The 15,959-nt window shown below is 73.0% G+C and carries 20 protein-coding genes, 2 tRNA genes and 1 other RNA gene; 15 read left to right on the forward strand and 8 right to left on the reverse strand.

Annotated features, from left to right (window positions below):
- The coding region (locus AB0D45_RS01175) for a DNA polymerase III subunit gamma and tau (RefSeq protein WP_362454761.1) at nucleotides 1-1,499 on the reverse strand (1,499 nt) is incomplete at its 3' end.
- Between the two features lie 68 nt (nucleotides 1,500-1,567).
- Nucleotides 1,568-1,662: signal recognition particle sRNA small type (gene ffs / locus AB0D45_RS01180), an RNA gene on the reverse strand.
- 121 nt (nucleotides 1,663-1,783) lie between these two features.
- Between ffs and AB0D45_RS01185 the strand changes: the two genes are divergently transcribed.
- Nucleotides 1,784-1,871: transfer RNA gene (locus AB0D45_RS01185), tRNA-Ser, on the forward strand.
- 120 nt (nucleotides 1,872-1,991) lie between these two features.
- On the opposite strand, the gene AB0D45_RS01190 is transcribed toward AB0D45_RS01185, so the two are convergent.
- Entirely contained in the window at nucleotides 1,992-2,471 is a 480-nt protein-coding gene (locus AB0D45_RS01190) for a MarR family winged helix-turn-helix transcriptional regulator (RefSeq protein WP_361600544.1), read from the reverse strand.
- 100 nt (nucleotides 2,472-2,571) lie between these two features.
- Between AB0D45_RS01190 and AB0D45_RS01195 the strand changes: the two genes are divergently transcribed.
- The 4 genes from AB0D45_RS01195 to AB0D45_RS01210 all read left to right on the forward strand — a co-directional run bounded on the left by AB0D45_RS01195 (nucleotide 2,572) and on the right by AB0D45_RS01210 (nucleotide 4,861).
- A complete protein-coding gene (locus AB0D45_RS01195; RefSeq protein ID WP_362454762.1) occupies nucleotides 2,572-3,414 on the forward strand; it encodes an NAD(P)H-binding protein in 843 nt (280 codons plus the stop codon).
- Between the two features lie 23 nt (nucleotides 3,415-3,437).
- A complete protein-coding gene (locus tag AB0D45_RS01200) occupies nucleotides 3,438-3,662 on the forward strand; it encodes a hypothetical protein (RefSeq protein WP_362454763.1) in 225 nt (74 codons plus the stop codon).
- 56 nt (nucleotides 3,663-3,718) lie between these two features.
- Nucleotides 3,719-4,012, forward strand: coding sequence for a hypothetical protein (locus AB0D45_RS01205; RefSeq protein ID WP_362454764.1), 294 nt, complete (start codon nucleotides 3,719-3,721; stop codon nucleotides 4,010-4,012).
- Nucleotides 4,013-4,120: 108 nt separating this feature from the next.
- The gene (locus AB0D45_RS01210) at nucleotides 4,121-4,861 is read left to right on the forward strand and encodes a hypothetical protein (protein WP_362454765.1); all 741 of its coding nucleotides are present in this window, start codon (nucleotides 4,121-4,123) and stop codon (nucleotides 4,859-4,861) included.
- A gap of 61 nt (nucleotides 4,862-4,922) precedes the next feature.
- Here the strand turns inward: AB0D45_RS01210 and AB0D45_RS01215 are convergent, their stop codons facing one another.
- Complete coding sequence (locus tag AB0D45_RS01215; RefSeq protein WP_361600559.1) at nucleotides 4,923-5,816, reverse strand: S41 family peptidase; 894 nt, start codon at nucleotides 5,814-5,816, stop codon at nucleotides 4,923-4,925.
- Between the two features lie 175 nt (nucleotides 5,817-5,991).
- On the opposite strand from AB0D45_RS01215, the gene AB0D45_RS01220 reads away from it, so the two are divergent.
- Complete coding sequence (locus AB0D45_RS01220) at nucleotides 5,992-6,216, forward strand: hypothetical protein (protein WP_361600562.1); 225 nt, start codon at nucleotides 5,992-5,994, stop codon at nucleotides 6,214-6,216.
- 94 nt (nucleotides 6,217-6,310) lie between these two features.
- Here the strand turns inward: AB0D45_RS01220 and AB0D45_RS01225 are convergent, their stop codons facing one another.
- Nucleotides 6,311-7,123 carry a VOC family protein gene (locus tag AB0D45_RS01225; RefSeq protein WP_361600565.1) on the reverse strand — a complete coding sequence of 271 codons (813 nt, stop codon included), beginning with the start codon at nucleotides 7,121-7,123 and terminating at the stop codon, nucleotides 6,311-6,313.
- A 166-nt stretch (nucleotides 7,124-7,289) separates the two neighbouring features.
- Here AB0D45_RS01225 and AB0D45_RS01230 point away from each other — a divergent pair, with 166 nt between their 5' ends.
- Both AB0D45_RS01230 and AB0D45_RS01235 read left to right on the forward strand, forming a co-directional pair.
- Nucleotides 7,290-7,889, forward strand: coding sequence for an HhH-GPD-type base excision DNA repair protein (locus AB0D45_RS01230; RefSeq protein WP_362454766.1), 600 nt, complete (start codon nucleotides 7,290-7,292; stop codon nucleotides 7,887-7,889).
- A gap of 237 nt (nucleotides 7,890-8,126) precedes the next feature.
- A complete protein-coding gene (locus tag AB0D45_RS01235; RefSeq protein ID WP_362454767.1) occupies nucleotides 8,127-8,600 on the forward strand; it encodes a cupin domain-containing protein in 474 nt (157 codons plus the stop codon).
- Here AB0D45_RS01235 and opcA read toward each other — a convergent pair.
- Together opcA and AB0D45_RS01245 are read right to left on the reverse strand one after the other, a co-directional pair.
- On the reverse strand, nucleotides 8,549-9,481 hold the full coding sequence (gene opcA, locus AB0D45_RS01240) for a glucose-6-phosphate dehydrogenase assembly protein OpcA (protein WP_361600574.1): 933 nt from the start codon (nucleotides 9,479-9,481) through the stop codon (nucleotides 8,549-8,551). The two genes, AB0D45_RS01235 and opcA, sit on opposite strands and share 52 nt — an antisense overlap.
- Before the next feature lie 84 nt (nucleotides 9,482-9,565).
- Nucleotides 9,566-11,176, reverse strand: a complete 1,611-nt coding sequence (locus AB0D45_RS01245) for a helicase HerA-like domain-containing protein (protein WP_362454768.1) — start codon at nucleotides 11,174-11,176, stop codon at nucleotides 9,566-9,568.
- An 88-nt stretch (nucleotides 11,177-11,264) separates the two neighbouring features.
- Here AB0D45_RS01245 and AB0D45_RS01250 point away from each other — a divergent pair, with 88 nt between their 5' ends.
- Nucleotides 11,265-11,561 carry a type II toxin-antitoxin system VapB family antitoxin gene (locus tag AB0D45_RS01250; RefSeq protein WP_008740979.1) on the forward strand — a complete coding sequence of 99 codons (297 nt, stop codon included), beginning with the start codon at nucleotides 11,265-11,267 and terminating at the stop codon, nucleotides 11,559-11,561.
- Nucleotides 11,562-11,640: 79 nt separating this feature from the next.
- Nucleotides 11,641-12,330, forward strand: a complete 690-nt coding sequence (locus tag AB0D45_RS01255) for a LytR C-terminal domain-containing protein (protein WP_362454769.1) — start codon at nucleotides 11,641-11,643, stop codon at nucleotides 12,328-12,330.
- 25 nt (nucleotides 12,331-12,355) lie between these two features.
- Here the strand turns inward: AB0D45_RS01255 and upp are convergent, their stop codons facing one another.
- Nucleotides 12,356-12,991: a uracil phosphoribosyltransferase gene (gene upp / locus AB0D45_RS01260; protein WP_361600583.1), complete on the reverse strand. Its 636-nt coding sequence runs from the start codon at nucleotides 12,989-12,991 to the stop codon at nucleotides 12,356-12,358.
- A 182-nt stretch (nucleotides 12,992-13,173) separates the two neighbouring features.
- Here upp and AB0D45_RS01265 point away from each other — a divergent pair, with 182 nt between their 5' ends.
- The 5 genes from AB0D45_RS01265 (at nucleotide 13,174) to AB0D45_RS01285 (ending at nucleotide 15,897) form a co-directional block, all read left to right on the forward strand.
- Nucleotides 13,174-14,157 carry a universal stress protein gene (locus AB0D45_RS01265; RefSeq protein ID WP_362454770.1) on the forward strand — a complete coding sequence of 328 codons (984 nt, stop codon included), beginning with the start codon at nucleotides 13,174-13,176 and terminating at the stop codon, nucleotides 14,155-14,157.
- Between the two features lie 162 nt (nucleotides 14,158-14,319).
- A complete protein-coding gene (locus AB0D45_RS01270) occupies nucleotides 14,320-14,520 on the forward strand; it encodes a hypothetical protein (protein ID WP_361600589.1) in 201 nt (66 codons plus the stop codon).
- Between the two features lie 180 nt (nucleotides 14,521-14,700).
- Nucleotides 14,701-15,249, forward strand: a complete 549-nt coding sequence (locus AB0D45_RS01275) for a hypothetical protein (RefSeq protein WP_361600592.1) — start codon at nucleotides 14,701-14,703, stop codon at nucleotides 15,247-15,249.
- Between the two features lie 62 nt (nucleotides 15,250-15,311).
- Nucleotides 15,312-15,740, forward strand: coding sequence for a tRNA adenosine(34) deaminase TadA (gene tadA, locus AB0D45_RS01280; RefSeq protein WP_362454888.1), 429 nt, complete (start codon nucleotides 15,312-15,314; stop codon nucleotides 15,738-15,740).
- 72 nt (nucleotides 15,741-15,812) lie between these two features.
- Nucleotides 15,813-15,897: transfer RNA gene (locus AB0D45_RS01285), tRNA-Ser, on the forward strand.
- Nucleotides 15,898-15,959 lie beyond the last annotated feature (62 nt).

A 15,959-nucleotide genomic window follows, 5' to 3' on the forward strand; every position in this document is an offset into this window, starting at 1 on the left:
ATGGTGACGCCGTACTTCTGCACGACCTCCCAGAACCGGCCCTGGTGCGGGGTGTCCGGCGTGCCCTCGTACATCACCTGGGTGGCGCCGTTGGCCTGGACCGGCGCGGGGACCGGTGCCGGCGCCTGGACCTCGGCGGGGGCCTGGACCGGCGCCGGGGCGGCCGCCGCTGCCGGAGCCTCCTGCGGCCCGGTACCCCGTACGGCGGCACGCGCAGCGGCGACCCCGCCACCGGGCCCGGCCGGGGCCATTCCGTGCGCCTCGGGCCCGGGCACGTAGCCCATGGCGGGCGTCCCGGCCGGCGCGGCCGCGGGCGGCGCCATGAAGGCGGCGGCCGGGGGCCCGCTGCGCTCCAGCCGGTCGAGGCGGGCCTGGAAGGACCGCTCGTCGTCGAAGGCGGCCGGCAGCAGCACCCGGGCGCAGATCAGCTCCAGCTGGAGCCGGGGCGAGGTGGCACCGCGCATCTCGGTGAGCCCGGCGTTGACCAGGTCGGCGGCGCGGCTGAGCTCGGCGGCCCCGAACACCGACGCCTGGGCCTGCATCCGCTCCACGACATCGGCGGGGGCGTCGATCAGCCCCTTCTCCCCGGCGTCGGGCACGGCGGCCAGGATCACCAGGTCGCGCAGCCGCTCCAGCAGGTCGGCGACGAACCGCCGCGGGTCGTTGCCGCCCTCCACCACGCGGTCGACGACCTCGAAGGCGGCGGCCCCGTCCCCGGCGGCGAAGGCGTCCACGACGGAGTCGAGCAGCGAGCCCTCGGTGTAGCCGAGCAGGGAGGTGGCCATGGCGTACGTCACACCGTCGTCGCCCGCACCGGCGAGCAGCTGGTCCATGACGGACATCGAGTCGCGCACGGAGCCGGCTCCGGCCCGCACGACGAGCGGCAGCACGCCGTCCTCGACCTGCGCGCCCTCGCGCCCGCAGACCTCGCCGAGGTAGTCGCGCAGCGTCCCGGGCGGCACGAGCCGGAAGGGGTAGTGGTGCGTGCGCGACCGGATCGTCCCGATGACCTTCTCGGGCTCGGTCGTCGCGAAGATGAACTTGAGGTGCTCCGGCGGCTCCTCGACCACCTTCAGCAGGGCGTTGAAGCCCGCCGAGGTGACCATGTGGGCCTCGTCGATGATGTAGATCTTGTACCGGCTGGACGCGGGCCCGAAGAAGGCCTTCTCGCGCAGGTCACGGGCGTCGTCCACACCACCGTGCGAGGCGGCGTCGATCTCGATGACGTCGATGGACCCCGGCCCGTTCCTGGCCAGGTCCTGGCAGGACTGGCACGTGCCGCAGGGGTCGGGCGTGGGGCCCTGCTCGCAGTTCAGGCAGCGCGCCAGGATCCGCGCGCTGGTCGTCTTTCCACAGCCGCGCGGCCCGCTGAACAGGTACGCGTGATTGACCCGGTTGTTCCGCAGGGCCTGCATCAGCGGGACAGTGACATGCTCCTGCCCGATGACCTCGGCGAACGACTCGGGGCGGTAGCGGCGGTACAGCGCAAGGGACGACACGTCTACGAGGTTATCCGGGCCCACCGACAACAGCGGCCCGCCGCTGCCCCGGGACCCGCCCGGGAACGCAAAGGGCCCCCCACGCACCCGCCAGAGCCCACTTACCCTTGCTGCCTTCCGGCCCTGGGGGAGTTGGGTGAGATAGCGCCGCGTGAGGGGCTGGGCCCCACCCTAGCGGATGTCACCCCCCGGAATCGAGCCGGTCCCCTCCCCGTTTCCGATCCCGGACCGCCCATCCGGATCGTGTTCGCGAGCACCCCTCAACGTCTTGTATTGTTTGCGGCGGAGGATTCGCCTAGAGGCCTAGGGCGCACGCTTGGAAAGCGTGTTGGGGGCAACCCCTCACGAGTTCGAATCTCGTATCCTCCGCCAGCCCAGAGGGCCGGACCGCATCAGCGGTCCGGCCCTCTGGCGTTTCGCCGTGACGCGGGGGCCGTCCCGGCCGCCCGCGGCTTCCCCCGGCTCCGGGGCCCCGGCGAGGCGGGCGGGCGGTCAGCGGTCCTGCCGGCGCAGGGCCTCCTGGGACGCGACGTACTTCAGCATCAGGCGCGCGAAGTCCAGGCGCTCGCGCTCGCTCCAGTCGGCGGTGATGTACTCGAACGCCGAGCGCTGGTGCCGGCGGAAGCGGTCCATCAGCTCCCGGCCCCCCGCGCTGAGGTGGAGGACCGTACGGCGGCCGTCCTGCTGGGAGGCTGCGCGGACCAGGTAGCCCGCGGAAATGCAGTCGGACACCATCCGGCTGGCCACCGAGGGGTCGACCCCGAGGTGCTCGCCGACCGCGCCGACGGTGACCTCGCGGGCCCCGTCCTGGGCGATCTCCAGGACGATGTTGAGGACCAGGGTGCGACTGAGGTCCTTCTGCGAGATCGGGTTCTCGACCTCCAGGAGCGAGGAGCGCCGCAGTTTCCCGAACGCCGGACCGACGGCGTCCAGCAGCTCGTCGTCACCGGGTTCCGCCTGCTGCTTCGTCATGGGCCCATCGTACATACGTGACTTCACGCAAACATGTGTTGACGTGAAAACGTGTGCATGTGAGCATGCATATGTACGCAGCCAATGAACGGAGCCCCTCATGCCCGTCCTCGTCACCGGCGCCCGCGGCAAAGTCGCCCAGGCCGTCATCAGCCGTCTGCACTCCGCGGGCCTCGCCGTCCGCGCCGCCAGCGCACGCCCCGCCGAGCTCGCCGTCCCGGCCGGCGTCGAGACCTGCGAGCTGGTCCTCGACCGCCCCGAGACCTTCGCCGCCGCACTGCGCGGCGTCGGCCAGGTCTTCCTCTACCCCCAGCCCGCCGGCATCGACGAACTCGTCCGGGCCGCCGAGGCCGCCCGCGTCGAGCACGTCGTCCTGCTGTCCTCGTCCTCGGTCCTCGGCCCGGACGCCGAGACCGACCCGCTCGCGCGCCACAGCCTCGACGTCGAACGCGCCCTCGCCGCCTCCACCCTCACCTGCACCTTCCTGCGACCCGATGCCTTCGCCAGCAACTCCCTCGGCTGGGCCTGGCCCGTCGGCCGTTCGATGCCGGTCCGGCTCGCCCATCCGGACGCGCACATCGCGCCCATCCACCCCGAGGACATCGCCGACATCGCCTTCGAGGCCCTCACCGGTGACGCGCTCACCGGCCGCCGCCTCACCCTGACCGGCTCCGAGTCGCTCACCTTCCGCCGCCAGATCGAGGTGCTCGCGGAGGCCGTCGGACGCGCGATCCCCGTCGAGCACATCACCCGCGCCGAGGCCGAGCAGGAGATGGGCGCCCACATGCCCGCGCCGATGGTCTCCTCGCTGCTCGACCTGTGGGAGGCCGCGACCCACGGCCCCGCCCCCATCGCCGACACCACCGAGACCCTCCTCGGCCGTCCCGCCCGCACGTTCGGCCAGTGGGCCCGGGAGAACGCCGGCGCCTTCACCCGCCGATGACCCGCACCCACGGGGAGCACCCGATGAAACCCATCGGCTACTGGCTGAACCGCACCGACCTGGCCCTCACCACCGCAATGGACGCCCTGCTGGCCGAGTGCGGCCTCACCCGCCTCGGCTGGCAGGTCCTGGGCGCCGTCCGGGACGAGCCCGGGACCACCGACACCCTTCGCGGCGTCCGTGCGCAGGGGCATCACGCTCTTCACGCGCCCCTGCCGCACCACCGCGCGCCGTATCACGGAACGTAATCGGCCCTTACCTTCAGTCCGGAGACCTGGTCGGGCGAGAGGAACGAGGCGGGCGGATGGTACGGAGGACGGCAAGGCTGCTCGGGGTGTGCGCGGCGGCCGCGACGCTGGCGCTGGCGGCGCCGGGCAGCGCACAGGCGGCCCAGGGGGTCCTGTTCATCGACCGCGCGCCGAACGCCGACCCCAGCGGCTGCTACCCGTTGGGCGACTTCGTCCCGTCGGAGGTCGCCAACTTCACGGACGCGGCGGCGTGGGTCTGGTCGGGCCCGCACTGCGACGGCCGGGTGGTGCACCCGATCCTGCCGGGGCAGACCGCGATCGGGCACGGCCAGAGCCTCTACATCGAGTGAACGGCCACTTGGGCCGGCGCCCCCTGAGTCCTGATCAGGGACGCCTCGGGGGCGGGCGGGGGCTTCCCCGGTGACGTCCGGGCCGGGCGGGACGGCAGCGTGGGGGGCATGCAGACCCACACCTTCCTCCGCCGCGCGGCAGCCGGGCTCGCCGTCGCCGCCGCCCTCACCCTCACGGTCGCCGGATCCGCCGGTGCGGCGCCCGCGCCCGGCCCCTCGTACGACTTCAGCGACTGCCCCGCCCTCCCGGCCGGGGCCGACGCCGCACGGTGGAAGTGCGAGGTCATGACCGCCACCGGGTCCCTGACGCTCGGCAACCGCACCCTGCCCGAGTTCGCCCCGATGACCGTCACGCACGCCGAAGGGCCGATGCCCGACGGGAGCAGGGGCCAGGTCTGGGGCGCCCTGCGCAGCGCGCCGACCGCCGTCCCCGGCGGCCTGTCCGGCAGCCCGGGCGGCGACCGCAGCCCCGCCCTGGGCCTGTCCGTCCAGCCGGAGTACGGCGGGCGCTCGGACTTCTACACGGTCGGCGACGACATGGGCCTCTTCACCGTCCGCTACCGCGCCCTCGGCCCGCTGCTCCCGCGGGGCTGCGTCATCGGCGCGGGCGAGACCCCCGTCGAAATCCGGCTGAAGCGCGTGGGCCCCTCCGAGCGGGTCTCGAAGAACCCGCCAGTGATCAAGTTCGCCGCCGCGGACGACACCTTCGCCGTGCCGGCCGCCGAGGGCTGCGGGCCACTCGGGCGGGTCCTGAACGACAGGCTCGGGCTCCCGGCGCAGACCGGCAACGCGATCACCCTGGCCGCGCTGTACACCTACAGGACGTACGACCAACTGCCGCCCCGCTGACGGTCTTCCGGCGCGGGGGCACCGGCCGGCTGCCCCCGCTTCCCGGAGCCGGCGGCCGCCGTCAGACCGTTGCGCGGCGCAGCGCGGCCTTGAGCGCCTCCTCGAGGGCCCGGTCCGCCGGAACCGGGACGTCGGGCACCACCCCGACGCCCTCCCAGTTGGTACCGGTGACGGTGTTGACGGTCCGGGCCGTCGGGACGGTGACCAGGACGTGCTCGGCGACCGCGTGGCGGGACGTCGGATGGGCCCCGCCGCGCGTGGTCGCTCCGATGACGACGGCCCGGCCGTGCGCTTGCAGGGTGTACGCCACGTCCTCGCCCCCGGAGAAGGTCATCTCGCTGGTGAGTACGTAGACGGGGCGGTCCGCGTAGCGCGGGGCGGGCAGGTGCCCCGCCGTCCAGAACTGCCGGGTTGAGTCGGAGATCCGGTCGTAGATGTCGTTCAGGTGCACCTGGTCGTCCGGGAAGAAGTAGCTGCACCACATCGCCGCACCTTCCGGAGACCCGCCGAGGCACGCCCGCAGGTCCAGGACGAGCGCCGCACTGTGGGCGACCAACTGCATGGCCGCGCCGATCGCGCTCGCGCCCTCGATGGCGGTCGCGATGCGGTGGACGTCGATGAGCGCGACGTTCCCCTCGAGGTGCTCCACGCGGCGGATCCCCTGGTTCTCCGCCCTGAGCATCGCGAGGAACGCGGCGTGCCCGCCGTCGTCGTCCACCGGCTCCAGCGATTGCGGCTCCTGCGTCCACAGCAGCCGCAAGTGCTTGTCGGGGCAGACCTCCTGGAGGTCTGCCGTCACCGTCTCGCACAGCACCGGGCCGTCCAGGCCTGCGTACGCGCCCGCAGCGAGACGCTCGCGGATGGCGGCCGCGACGGCGGCGGCCTTCTCGGGAAAGACGTAGCCGGCGGTGATCCGCTCCAGGGCCTGTTCGATCACATGTTCATTGGTAGGCATGGCGGACCACACTAGGGGGTCAACCGGCGTACGTCTGCGCATATTTACCGGCCACCCGACAACGCCGGCGAAAGCGACGAGTGATCGATTCTGCGGTGAATCCGCTCCGGCAACCGGGTGATCGGGAGTGTCCTCGGCTGGTGGGGGCGCGCGCGACGGCGCTATCTCTGCACGCATGATCAAGAACATCGCCGCCGCCGCGGCGCTCGCTTTCAGCACCGCCCTGTTCACCTGCACCCCCGCCCAGGCCGCGCCGAGCCCCTTCCCGCTCCCGCCCTTCGGCTACCCCGCCGTCTACACCGCCGCCTCGGCTCCGGGTGTCTGGCACGTCCCGCTGGTCGTCCACCCCGCCCTCCACCCGGTCTTCCACCCCGCCTACGTGGTCTACGGGTTGAACTGACACCCGGCCGGCGTCCCGCACGCCCGTGCCTCCGCCGTGTCGACCGGCGGGGGCACGGGTGGCGCCGGGCAGAAGACGGGCGAAGAGGCCCCGCCTAACCGAACTTCGGCATCTCCCCCACCGTCGTCGACAGGTCGATCATCGCGAACGCCGCCCCCTGCGGGTCGGTCACCGCCGCGAAACGGCCGAACGGGCTGTCCATCGGCCCGAAGTGCAGCGCCCCGCCGCGCTTCGTGGCCTTCTCGACCGCCTCGTCGCAGTTCGGCACGGCGAAGTAGACCTGTACGTACGACGGGATCTCCGGCGGGAACTCCTGGCCCATCCTCATCCGGCCCAGCACCGGGTTGTCCGGGCCGCCGACGCTGAAGACCTTGAAGTCCATCCCGGCGGCCTCCGGGTCGTCACCGGCCTCCATCTGCTGGGACTCGTACGGGAAGACCTGCGACAGGAAGCCGTCCGCCTTCTCCGGCTCGCGCGTGAAGACCTCCGCCCAGGCGTACGCGCCGGACTCCCCGAGCTTCTCGAAGCCCTTGTGGTCCCCCGGCTGCCAGACGCCGAAGACCGCGCCGCTCGGCTCCTTCGCGATCACCATCGTGCCGAAGCTGCCGACCTGCATCGGCTCCATCATCAGCGTGCCGCCCGCCGCCTTGATCTTCTCGGCGGTGGCCGCCGCGTCCCGCGAGGCGAAGTACAGACACCACTGCGAGGGCGCCTCGCCCCCGGGCATCGGCGGCACCACGGCCGCGACCGCCTTGCCGCCGGAGTAGGCCTGCGTGTAGTTGCCGTATTCGCTGGTGGCCTCGCCGAAGGTCCAGCCCAGCACGTCTCCGTAGAACTCCTTGGCGGCCTCCACGTCGGTGAACATCGCGTCCACCCAGCACGGGGCGCCTTCCGGGAACTCAGCCATGGCCGATCGACTCCTGTGTCGTCCTCTACGCATGCTTGCGCCGTCGCAACCACGCTAGGCGGCGGGTCTGACAATCGCGCGCCGGACGGACGCGGGCAGCGCCCGACGGCGCGCCGGACCGCGCGCCGACCGCGCGGGGACGCCGGTCCCGGGGGAGGCTGGAGGCATGGACGAGATCACCATCCGGCTCGCGCAGCAGCCCGAGGCCGACGCCCTCCTCGCCCGCAGCCCGCTGGCCGCGCTCACCGGCATGCTGCTCGACCAGCAGGTGCCGATGGAGTGGGCCTTCTCGGGGCCGTGGACGATCGCCCGGCGGCTCGGCGCCGACGACCTCGACGCGCACGCCATCGCCGCCCACGACCCGGAGGCCTTCGCCGCACTGCTCTCGCAGAAGCCGGCCGTGCACCGGTATCCGGGATCGATGGCGAAGCGGATCCAGCAGCTGTGCGCGTACCTGGTGGAGCACTACGACGGGGACGCCGCCGCCGTCTGGGCCGACGCCGCCACGGGAGCGGAGCTGCTGGGCCGGCTGAAGGCGCTGCCCGGCTTCGGGGAGCAGAAGGCGCAGATCTTCCTGGCGCTGCTGGGCAAGCGGTTCGGCGTCCGCCCGCAGGGGTGGCGGGAGGCCGCCGGCGGCTACGGACTGCCCGACGTGTACCGCTCGGCGGCCGACATCACCGGGCCGGACTCACTGGCGAAGGTCCGCGCGTACAAGCAGGCGCAGAAGGCCGCCGCGAAGGGCTCCCAGGGGGTGTCCGCGAAGTAGCGCCGGCCGCCCGAAGGGCGGGCCCTGCGGCGTCTGGTGCCGTGCATCGCAAGGCGGAGGGCCGCCCGCGTACTGGACGTACCCGGGCCGGCCCGACAACGCGGCGAGGTGCGGTGCCAGGCGTCGCAGGGCAGGCGGGACTTCGCGGACACCCCCTCGGCCGCCCGGCCGAGCGGGCGGGCGGCGGGGCGGGAAACCCGGCCGCGGCGGAGCGGGGGTCGCCGTAGGGTCGGGACCATGATCGAAAACCTCACGCGCGCCGACGGCGCCGAAGTCATCTCCGACGGTCCCGGCAGCTTCATCACGCTCCTCACCGACACCCCCGAACTCACCTGCAACACCGCCCGGTTCGAGGTCGGCGCCGCCGGTGCGCCGGTGCACTTCCACACCAGGGCCACCGAGTTCTTCCACGTCACCGACGGCCGCCTCGACGTGCTCGTCGGCGACGAGGTCCACACCCTCGCCAAGGGCGACTTCCTCAGCATCGCCCCCGGTGTGAAGCACGCCTTCGCCCCGGCCGCCGGCCACACCGCCGAGGTGTTCGTCGGCTTCACCCCCGGGATGGCCCGCTTCGACTACTACCGCCTCCTCGGGCGGGTGCGCGCGGGCGAGGCCACCGTGCAGGACATCATCGACAGCCAGCCCGCGTACGACAACCACTACGCCGAGAGCGACGCCTGGGCCGGCCGGCTGCGCAGCGCCGAGGCGTAGACCTCGTCGGCGTCGAGCCGCCGCAGTTCCTCCGCGATCAGTTCGGCGGTGCTGCGGATCTTGAGCGCGACCTTGCGGTCGGGCCAGCCGGGCAGGACCAGCGTGGCCAGCGAGCCGGTGGGGCGGTCCACGACCACCTCGCCGGCCGACGTCTCCAGCCGGACCCGGGTGATGACCGGCCCGTCCGTGGCCACCCGGGCCACCGGCACCCCGAGCCGGTCCTCCAGCCAGCGCGCCAGCAGCTCCGCGCTCGCGTTGTCGGGCTCGCTCTCCACCGCCGCGGCGGTCACCGGCAGCGGCTTCTGGTCGAAGGCGCAGGCCAGCAGGGACCGCCACGGCGTGAGCCGGGTCCAGGCCAGGTCGGTGTCGCCGGGGGCGTACGAGGCCGCGCGCGCGGCCAGCACGCCCAGCGGGTCGGGCGCCGCCTGGGAGTCGGTGATCCGGCGCTGCGCCAGCGCGCCCAGCTCGTCGCGGGCGGGATCGGCGGGCGCGCCGGCCGGCCACCACGCCACGACCGGCGCGTCCGGCGCCAGCAGCGGCAGCACCACCGAACCGGCCTGGCTGGTGAGGTCGCCGTGCAGGCGCAGCAGCACGATCTCCCCGGAGCCGGCGTCCGATCCCACGCGCAGTTCGGCGTCGAGCCGTGTCTTGCGCCGCCGTTCGGGGCCGCGCGAGGTCCGCTTGATCACGGTGATGATCCGGCACGGGTGCTCGCGCGAGGCCTCGGAGGCCGCGCGTACGGCGTCGTAGGCGTTCTCCTCGTCGGTGACGATGACGAGGGTCAGCACGAGCCCCATGGTGGGGCTGCCGACGGCCCGCCGGGCGTCGAGCAGCGCCCGGCCGATCTTGCTGGACGTGGTGTCGGTGAGTTCGGTCCGCATACCCCCGAGTCTGTCAGCGGCCGCCGCACCGCAAACAGCCGGTTCGCTCGATTCCGTCTGGAGGGGTGCGCACGGCCTCCGGGTTCAGCGCCGTCGCCGCGCCGTCCCGAAGACCGACCGGGAGATCTCGCGTCCCAGCTGCGTGCCGATCGACCGGGCCAGGGAGCGGAACAGACCGCTCCCCACGACCTGTTCGGCCAGGGAGGGTTCCGGTCGGGGCGTCTTGCGGGCGGACCTCGCCGCCTCCTCGGCCTGCTTCCCGGCTTCCGCCGCCGCGGCCGCCGCCTCCGCCCCGGCCTCCGCGGCGGCCTGTTCGGCGGTGATCTTCTCGTACGCGGACTCGCGGTCGACCGGCTCGGCGTAGCGCGCGTACAGCGGCGACGCCTTCACGGCGCGGTCCAGGGCGCCGGCCTCGACCGGCCCCATCAGGGACTGCGGGGCGCGCAGCCGCGTGGCGGCGACCGGCGTGAGGGCGCCCCGCTCGCTGAGCACCGTGATCACCGCCTCGCCGGTGCCGAGCCCGGTCAGCGTCTCCTCCAGGTCGTACGCGGAGTGCGGGAAGGTCTTGACGGTGGCCTTGAGGGCCTTGGCGTCCTCCGGGGTGAAGGCGCGCAGGGCGTGCTGGACCCGGTTGCCGAGCTGGGCCAGCACGTCGGCCGGTACGTCCTTGGGGGTCTGGGTGACGAAGAAGACGCCGACTCCCTTGGAGCGGATCAGCCGGACGGTCTGGGTGATGGACTCCAGGAACGCCTTCGAGGCGTCGTGGAACAGCAGGTGCGCCTCGTCGAAGAAGAAGACCAGTTTGGGCCGGTCCAGGTCGCCGACTTCGGGGAGGCCGCCGTACAGGTCGGCCAGCAGCCACATCAGGAATGTGGAGAAAAGCTGCGGTTTGTCCTGGACTGCCGGGAGTTCCAGTACGGAGACCACTCCGCGCCCGTCGGCGGCCGTCCGGAGGAATTCCCCGGTGTCGAATTCGGGCTCGCCGAAGAATTGCGCGGCGCCCTGCTGCTCGAATGCGGTCAGGGCGCGCAGGATCACCCCGGCGGTGACCGTCGAGAGCCCGCCGATCCCCTTCAGTTCGGGCTTTCCGCGGTCGGAGACGAGGAAGGCGACCACCGCCCGCAGGTCCTTGAGGTCGATCAGCTCCAGGCCCTTGGAGTCGGCGTAGTGGAAGATCAGGCCGAGGGACTGCTCCTGCGTCCGGTTGAGCTGGAGGATCTTGGACAGCAGCACCGGCCCGAAGGCGGTCACCGTCGCACGGACCGGGATGCCGGGGCCGATCCCGCCCAGCGAGTAGAACTCGCTCGGGCATCCCGTGGGCCGCCACTCCTGCGCGACCTCCCCGGCCCGCTGCGCGGTCTTGTCGTTCGCCGCGCCGGGCGCCGAGATGCCCGAGACGTCCCCCTTGATGTCGGCGAGGAAGACGGGCACGCCGCTCGCCGACAGCTGTTCGGCGATCAACTGGAGGGTCTTGGTCTTGCCGGTGCCCGTGGCGCCCGCCACGAGCCCGTGCCGGTTGAGCATCGACAGCGGGATGCGGATCTGCCGCCCGGGCAGGCACTGCCCGTCCCAGAGCAGCGCCCCGAGATCGAGCGCGGGGCCGGTGAAGGCGTAACCGGCGGCGATCTCGGCGGCGGCCGCGTCGGCCGCGCCGGGCGTGCCGCCCGAACCGGCCGGGTCGGTGCTCTGACTCATGCATCCCTCCCGGAATAGCCCCGTGTGCCACCTTTGCACCACCCGAGCGAGGCTGCGCCCGGAGGCACCGGCCCGGTAGGCTTTCCGTGTGATCTTCAAGCGCATCGGAAGCGGGCGGCCGTACCCCGACCACGGCAGGGAAACCACCCGGCAGTGGGCGGACGTCGCCCCGCGCCCGGTCCGGCTCGACCAGCTCGTGACCACCAAGGGGCAGCTGGACCTCGAGACCCTGCTCGCCGAGGACTCCACCTTCTACGGGGACCTCTTCGCCCACGTCGTGAAGTGGCAGGGCGACCTCTACCTGGAGGACGGGCTGCACCGCGCCGTGCGCGCCGCCCTCCAGCAGCGCCAGGTCCTGCACGCACGCGTGCTCGAGATGGACTGATTGCGCCTTTCGGGTCGGCATCACCCGATCAACTCATCATTTAGTAGGCACCATTCCGGTACGGCACTACGCTGCGCCCATGAGCATGCTCACTCCCCCCGGCATGGGCGGAAAGTACCGCGTAACGGGAGCTGCCTACCCCCGCATGAGCCGCCCCCGGCGGCGTCGGAAGATCGTCGCCGCCCTGCTCGGGTCGGTCCTGGCGCTGGCCCTGCTCGGCTACGGGGCGCTGCAGCTCATGGACGTGTTCGGCGACGGCAGCGGCAAGCGCGGTGCGGCGGCGGCCGGCAAGGACTGCCCGACGGCGTCCGCCGCACCCGCCAAGCCCGCCGGCGCCGTGCAACCCGGCGCCGGACCGGACGCGGCCCCCGCCGCCTCGGGTGCCCCCGCGGTCGTCCTCCCCCAGCCCGGCCAGATCACCGTCAACGTCTACAACGCGACTCCGCGCGCGGGCCTGGCCAAGGCCGTCGGCGACGAGCTGAAGAAGCGCGGCTTCACCATCGGCCAGGTCGGCAACGCCCCCGCCGACTTCGACAAGAAGGTCCCCGGGACCGGGATACTGCTCGGCTCCCCGCGCACCGACAAGGCCGCCTACTCCGTCCTCGGCACCCAGCTCGCCGGGGTCACCACGCAGACCGACGCCCGCGAGGGCACGGACATCGACCTGATCCTCGGCGACGCCTTCAAGGAGCTCAGCACGAAGGAGGACGCGGACAAGGCGCTGGCCCTCCTGGCCAACCCCGCGCCCGCGCCCTCCAAGCAGTGCTGATCCCCCGGAACGCGGGGGCGGCGCGCTACTCGGCCGAGCCGTACATGCGGTCGCCTGCGTCGCCCAGGCCCGGCACGATGTAGCCGTGCTCGTTGAGCCGCTCGTCCACGGCGGCCGTCACCACCGTCACCGGCGTGCCCGCGAGCTCGCGCTCCATGACCTCGACGCCCTCGGGCGCGGCCAGCAGCACCACGGCGGTCACGTCGTCGGCCCCGCGCTTGATGAGCTCCTGGATCGCGACGACCAGCGTGCCGCCGGTGGCCAGCATCGGGTCGACGACGTACACCTGGCGGCCGGAGAGGTCCTCGGGCATGCGCGTCGCGTACGTGGAGGCCTCGAGGGTCTCCTCGTTGCGGACCATGCCCAGGAAGCCCACCTCGGCGGTCGGCAGCAGCCGGACCATGCCGTCCAGCATGCCGAGGCCGGCGCGCAGGATCGGCACCACCAGCGGACGCGGGCGGGCCAGCTTGACGCCGGTGGTCGGGCCCACCGGGGTCTCGATGTCGGACTGCTCGGTCCGCACGTCGCGGGTGGCCTCGTACGCGAGGAGGGTCACCAGCTCGTCGGCGAGCCGCCGGAAGGTGGGCGAGTCGGTGCGCTTGTCGCGCAGCGTGGTGAGTTTGTGCGCCACCAAGGGGTGATCGACGACCTGCAAACGCACAACATCCTCCAAGACTCAGCCGGGCTTCGACCTGCGATCTGCGAACTGCGAGACCCTGCTACCTGCGAAAACGGCCGCCTGTTCGCGACCCACTGGCAAAAGGCTACGCGCTGCGCACCCCGCTCCGCGTCCGCCCGGCGCCCTGCGTTGCGGGCCGCCGCGGCGCCGAGCACCCTTGACTGGTGAGCAACGGACCGGTCATCGCGGCCGTCGACGGATCGGAACACAGCCTCCGCGCGCTCGAGTGGGCCCGCACCGCGGCGCTGCGGCACGGCACCGGGCTGCTGGTCGCCCACGTGCTGCCCGAGGCGTCCCAGCTGTACGCCGGCCGCCGCTCGGCCCTGCACGACCCCAACGAGCCCGAGGAGTACGCCGACCCGGTCGGCGACCACGTACGCGGCCTCCTCGCGACCGCCCCCGAGCTGCCCGCGGAGGTCCGCTACGAGGCCTTGGAGGGCTCGGTTCCGGCGGCCCTGCGCGTGATCAGCGGCGAAGGCTCGCCGCTGATGCTGGTGATGGGCTCCCGGGGGCGCGGCGGGTTCGCCACGCTGCTGCTCGGGTCGAACAGCCGGGCCGTGTCCGGCACCGCCTCCTGCCCGGTGGTGGTGGTCCCGCACGCCGACCGCGACGCCGCCCCGAGCCGGGACGCGGCCCCCGGCCGGGACGCGGCCGGCGCTCCGGCGGGGGACTCGGCCGGCAAGGTGGTGGTCGGGCTGCACGCCGCCGAGACCCCCGACGACGTACTGGCCTTCGCCTTCGCGGAAGCCGCCGCACGGGGGACCACCGTCCAGGTGGTCTCGGCGTACGCCCTCCCGCCCGGGCCGACGACGCTGCTCGGCGGCCCCTTCGCGGTGATCCCGCCCGAGGCGCTCACCGACGACGCGGACACGGTGCCCGCCGAACGGGAGACGCTGCGGGCCCAGACGCAGCGGCTGGCCCCGCTGCGGGAGCGGTACCCGGACGTACCCGTCGAGCAGGCCGCCGAGCCCGGGAACGCGGCCGGGCGGCTGGTGGAGGCGTCCCGGTCGGCGGCGCTGGTCGTGGTCGGCCGCCACCACCCGCGCGTGCGGTCCCTGCTGATGGGGTCGGTGGCGCACGCGGTGCTCCAGCACGCGCAGGGCCCGGTGGCCGTCGTACCGTCCCTCACCGTCGAGGACGGGGTCTGACCGTCGGCCACCGCGGCACCCGCATCCGTTGCGCCGACCCCTGACCTGGGGCTATCTGCGCGGGGGGTGGCATCAAACGCGCCGTGCGGGGGAAGGTGGCACCGGGGGGTCTGCTCCGCGCCGGCGGAGGAGGACGACCTGACCCAGCCTGGGGTGGTGCCGATGCCCGAGACGCAGCCCAACGACATCGACGGGAGAGAGGTCTACGAGGCGCCGGAGACGGCGGCGCAGCGCAGGGCGCGACGCGCGCAGTTCCTGCGCGACCTGAACGAGGCCCGGGAACTGCGGGACCGGGTGCAGCCCCGGCGCGCCCGCGCGGCCCGGATGCGGCAGCAGATGCGGATGCGCACCTTCCGCTGGTGACCCGCGCGGCCGGGCGGCGCCGCGACACGGCCGCCGCGCCGAAGACCTCTCGCAAAGCCGCTGTTTCTGCCACGATGCCGATTGGGCGGGGTGCGGACGGCAAGCGTCACGGCCGTTCTCCCCACCCTCCGGCCGGGGGGACCTCCAACCGGCACGCCTACGACCAGTGGGAGAGTCACGGTGTATTTCGCCGCACTGCTCGCGCGCACCGAAGACGGGTGGGAAGCGAGCGACATGGAACTCGACGACGTCGAGTCCCTCAGTGATCTGATCGATCTCGCACGTTCCGCCGCTGTCGACGACGACACGGTGGTCGCCCTCATCGAGCAGGAGGACGCCTGGTTCGGCGTCATCCGCGTGGACGGAGAGGAGGACCCTCGGTACTTCGTGTCGAACGCCTCCGCGGCCGACCGCAGCTCCTACGGATCGATGCTGACGAAGGAGCTGATGGGCACCGACGAGGACGACGACGACCTCGACGAACTGGACCTGGACGGCACCGAGGACGGCGACGACGAACCGGTCGCCGCCTTCACGGACGAGGACGACGACCAGGACGACGAGCCGCTCACCGGCTCCGAGCCCGCTCCGGCCGGCCCCCTCGGCGACCCCCGCCTGCTGGACGATCTCGGGGTCGGCCACAAGGAACTGCTGTCCCTCGACGGAGACGCCCTGACGGAGATCGCCGACGCCCTCGGCGCCACCGAGGTCCTGGAGGCCGTCCGCTAGTGATCGCCGAGCACGACACCGTGTACGACCCCGATCCCGTACGGGATCCCTGGCGGGACTCCATGCGCCTCGCGCTGGAGCAGGCCGCCCTGGCGGTACCGGCCGGCGACGTGCCGGTCGGTGCCGTCGTGCTCGGCCCCGGCGGGGAGCTCCTCGCCACCGGGCACAACGAACGGGAGGCCGTCGGCGATCCCACGGCGCACGCCGAAGTGCTGGCGCTGCGGCGCGCGGCCGAACGGCTCGGGGAGTGGCGGCTGACGGGGTGCACGCTGGTCGTGACCCTGGAGCCGTGCGTGATGTGCGCGGGCGCGCTCGTCCAGTCCCGCGTGGCGCGGATCGTCTACGGCGCCGGAGACGAGAAGGCGGGCGCGGCGGGGTCGATGTGGGACCTCGTCCGCGACCGCAGGCTCAACCACCGGCCCGAGGTGATCCGCGGGGTGCTGGAGCAGGAGTGCGCACGGCAGCTCACCGACTTCTTCCGGGAGCGGTGACGAGGGCGGCGCGGGTGCGGTCTGTGCTGCGGATTTGCAAAGCACTCCCCACCGTGGGCTAGGATCTCTCTCGGTAGTGTGTCCGAGTGGCCGAAGGAGCTCGCCTCGAAAGCGAGTATGGGGCAACCCATCGGGGGTTCAAATCCCTCCACTACCGCTCTTGATCGAGAGCCCCGGTTCGTACGAACCGGGGCTCTCGTGCGTCCCCGCCGTGACCGG

The sequence above is a fragment of the Streptomyces sp. NPDC048352 genome (assembly GCF_040651895.1).
Lineage (GTDB): Bacteria > Actinomycetota > Actinomycetes > Streptomycetales > Streptomycetaceae > Streptomyces.

Coding starts and splice junctions, on each gene's coding strand:
- AB0D45_RS01190 (WP_361600544.1), bottom strand. CDS start 2,471: ATGACGAAGCAGCAGGCGGAACCCGGTGACGACGAGCTGCTGGACGCC.
- AB0D45_RS01195 (WP_362454762.1), top strand. CDS start 2,572: ATGCCCGTCCTCGTCACCGGCGCCCGCGGCAAAGTCGCCCAGGCCGTC.
- AB0D45_RS01200 (WP_362454763.1), top strand. CDS start 3,438: ATGAAACCCATCGGCTACTGGCTGAACCGCACCGACCTGGCCCTCACC.
- AB0D45_RS01205 (WP_362454764.1), top strand. CDS start 3,719: ATGGTACGGAGGACGGCAAGGCTGCTCGGGGTGTGCGCGGCGGCCGCG.
- AB0D45_RS01210 (WP_362454765.1), top strand. CDS start 4,121: ATGCAGACCCACACCTTCCTCCGCCGCGCGGCAGCCGGGCTCGCCGTC.
- AB0D45_RS01215 (WP_361600559.1), bottom strand. CDS start 5,816: ATGCCTACCAATGAACATGTGATCGAACAGGCCCTGGAGCGGATCACC.
- AB0D45_RS01220 (WP_361600562.1), top strand. CDS start 5,992: ATGATCAAGAACATCGCCGCCGCCGCGGCGCTCGCTTTCAGCACCGCC.
- AB0D45_RS01225 (WP_361600565.1), bottom strand. CDS start 7,123: ATGGCTGAGTTCCCGGAAGGCGCCCCGTGCTGGGTGGACGCGATGTTC.
- AB0D45_RS01230 (WP_362454766.1), top strand. CDS start 7,290: ATGGACGAGATCACCATCCGGCTCGCGCAGCAGCCCGAGGCCGACGCC.
- AB0D45_RS01235 (WP_362454767.1), top strand. CDS start 8,127: ATGATCGAAAACCTCACGCGCGCCGACGGCGCCGAAGTCATCTCCGAC.
- opcA (WP_361600574.1), bottom strand. CDS start 9,481: ATGCGGACCGAACTCACCGACACCACGTCCAGCAAGATCGGCCGGGCG.
- AB0D45_RS01245 (WP_362454768.1), bottom strand. CDS start 11,176: ATGAGTCAGAGCACCGACCCGGCCGGTTCGGGCGGCACGCCCGGCGCG.
- AB0D45_RS01255 (WP_362454769.1), top strand. CDS start 11,641: ATGAGCATGCTCACTCCCCCCGGCATGGGCGGAAAGTACCGCGTAACG.
- AB0D45_RS01270 (WP_361600589.1), top strand. CDS start 14,320: ATGCCCGAGACGCAGCCCAACGACATCGACGGGAGAGAGGTCTACGAG.
- tadA (WP_362454888.1), top strand. CDS start 15,312: ATGCGCCTCGCGCTGGAGCAGGCCGCCCTGGCGGTACCGGCCGGCGAC.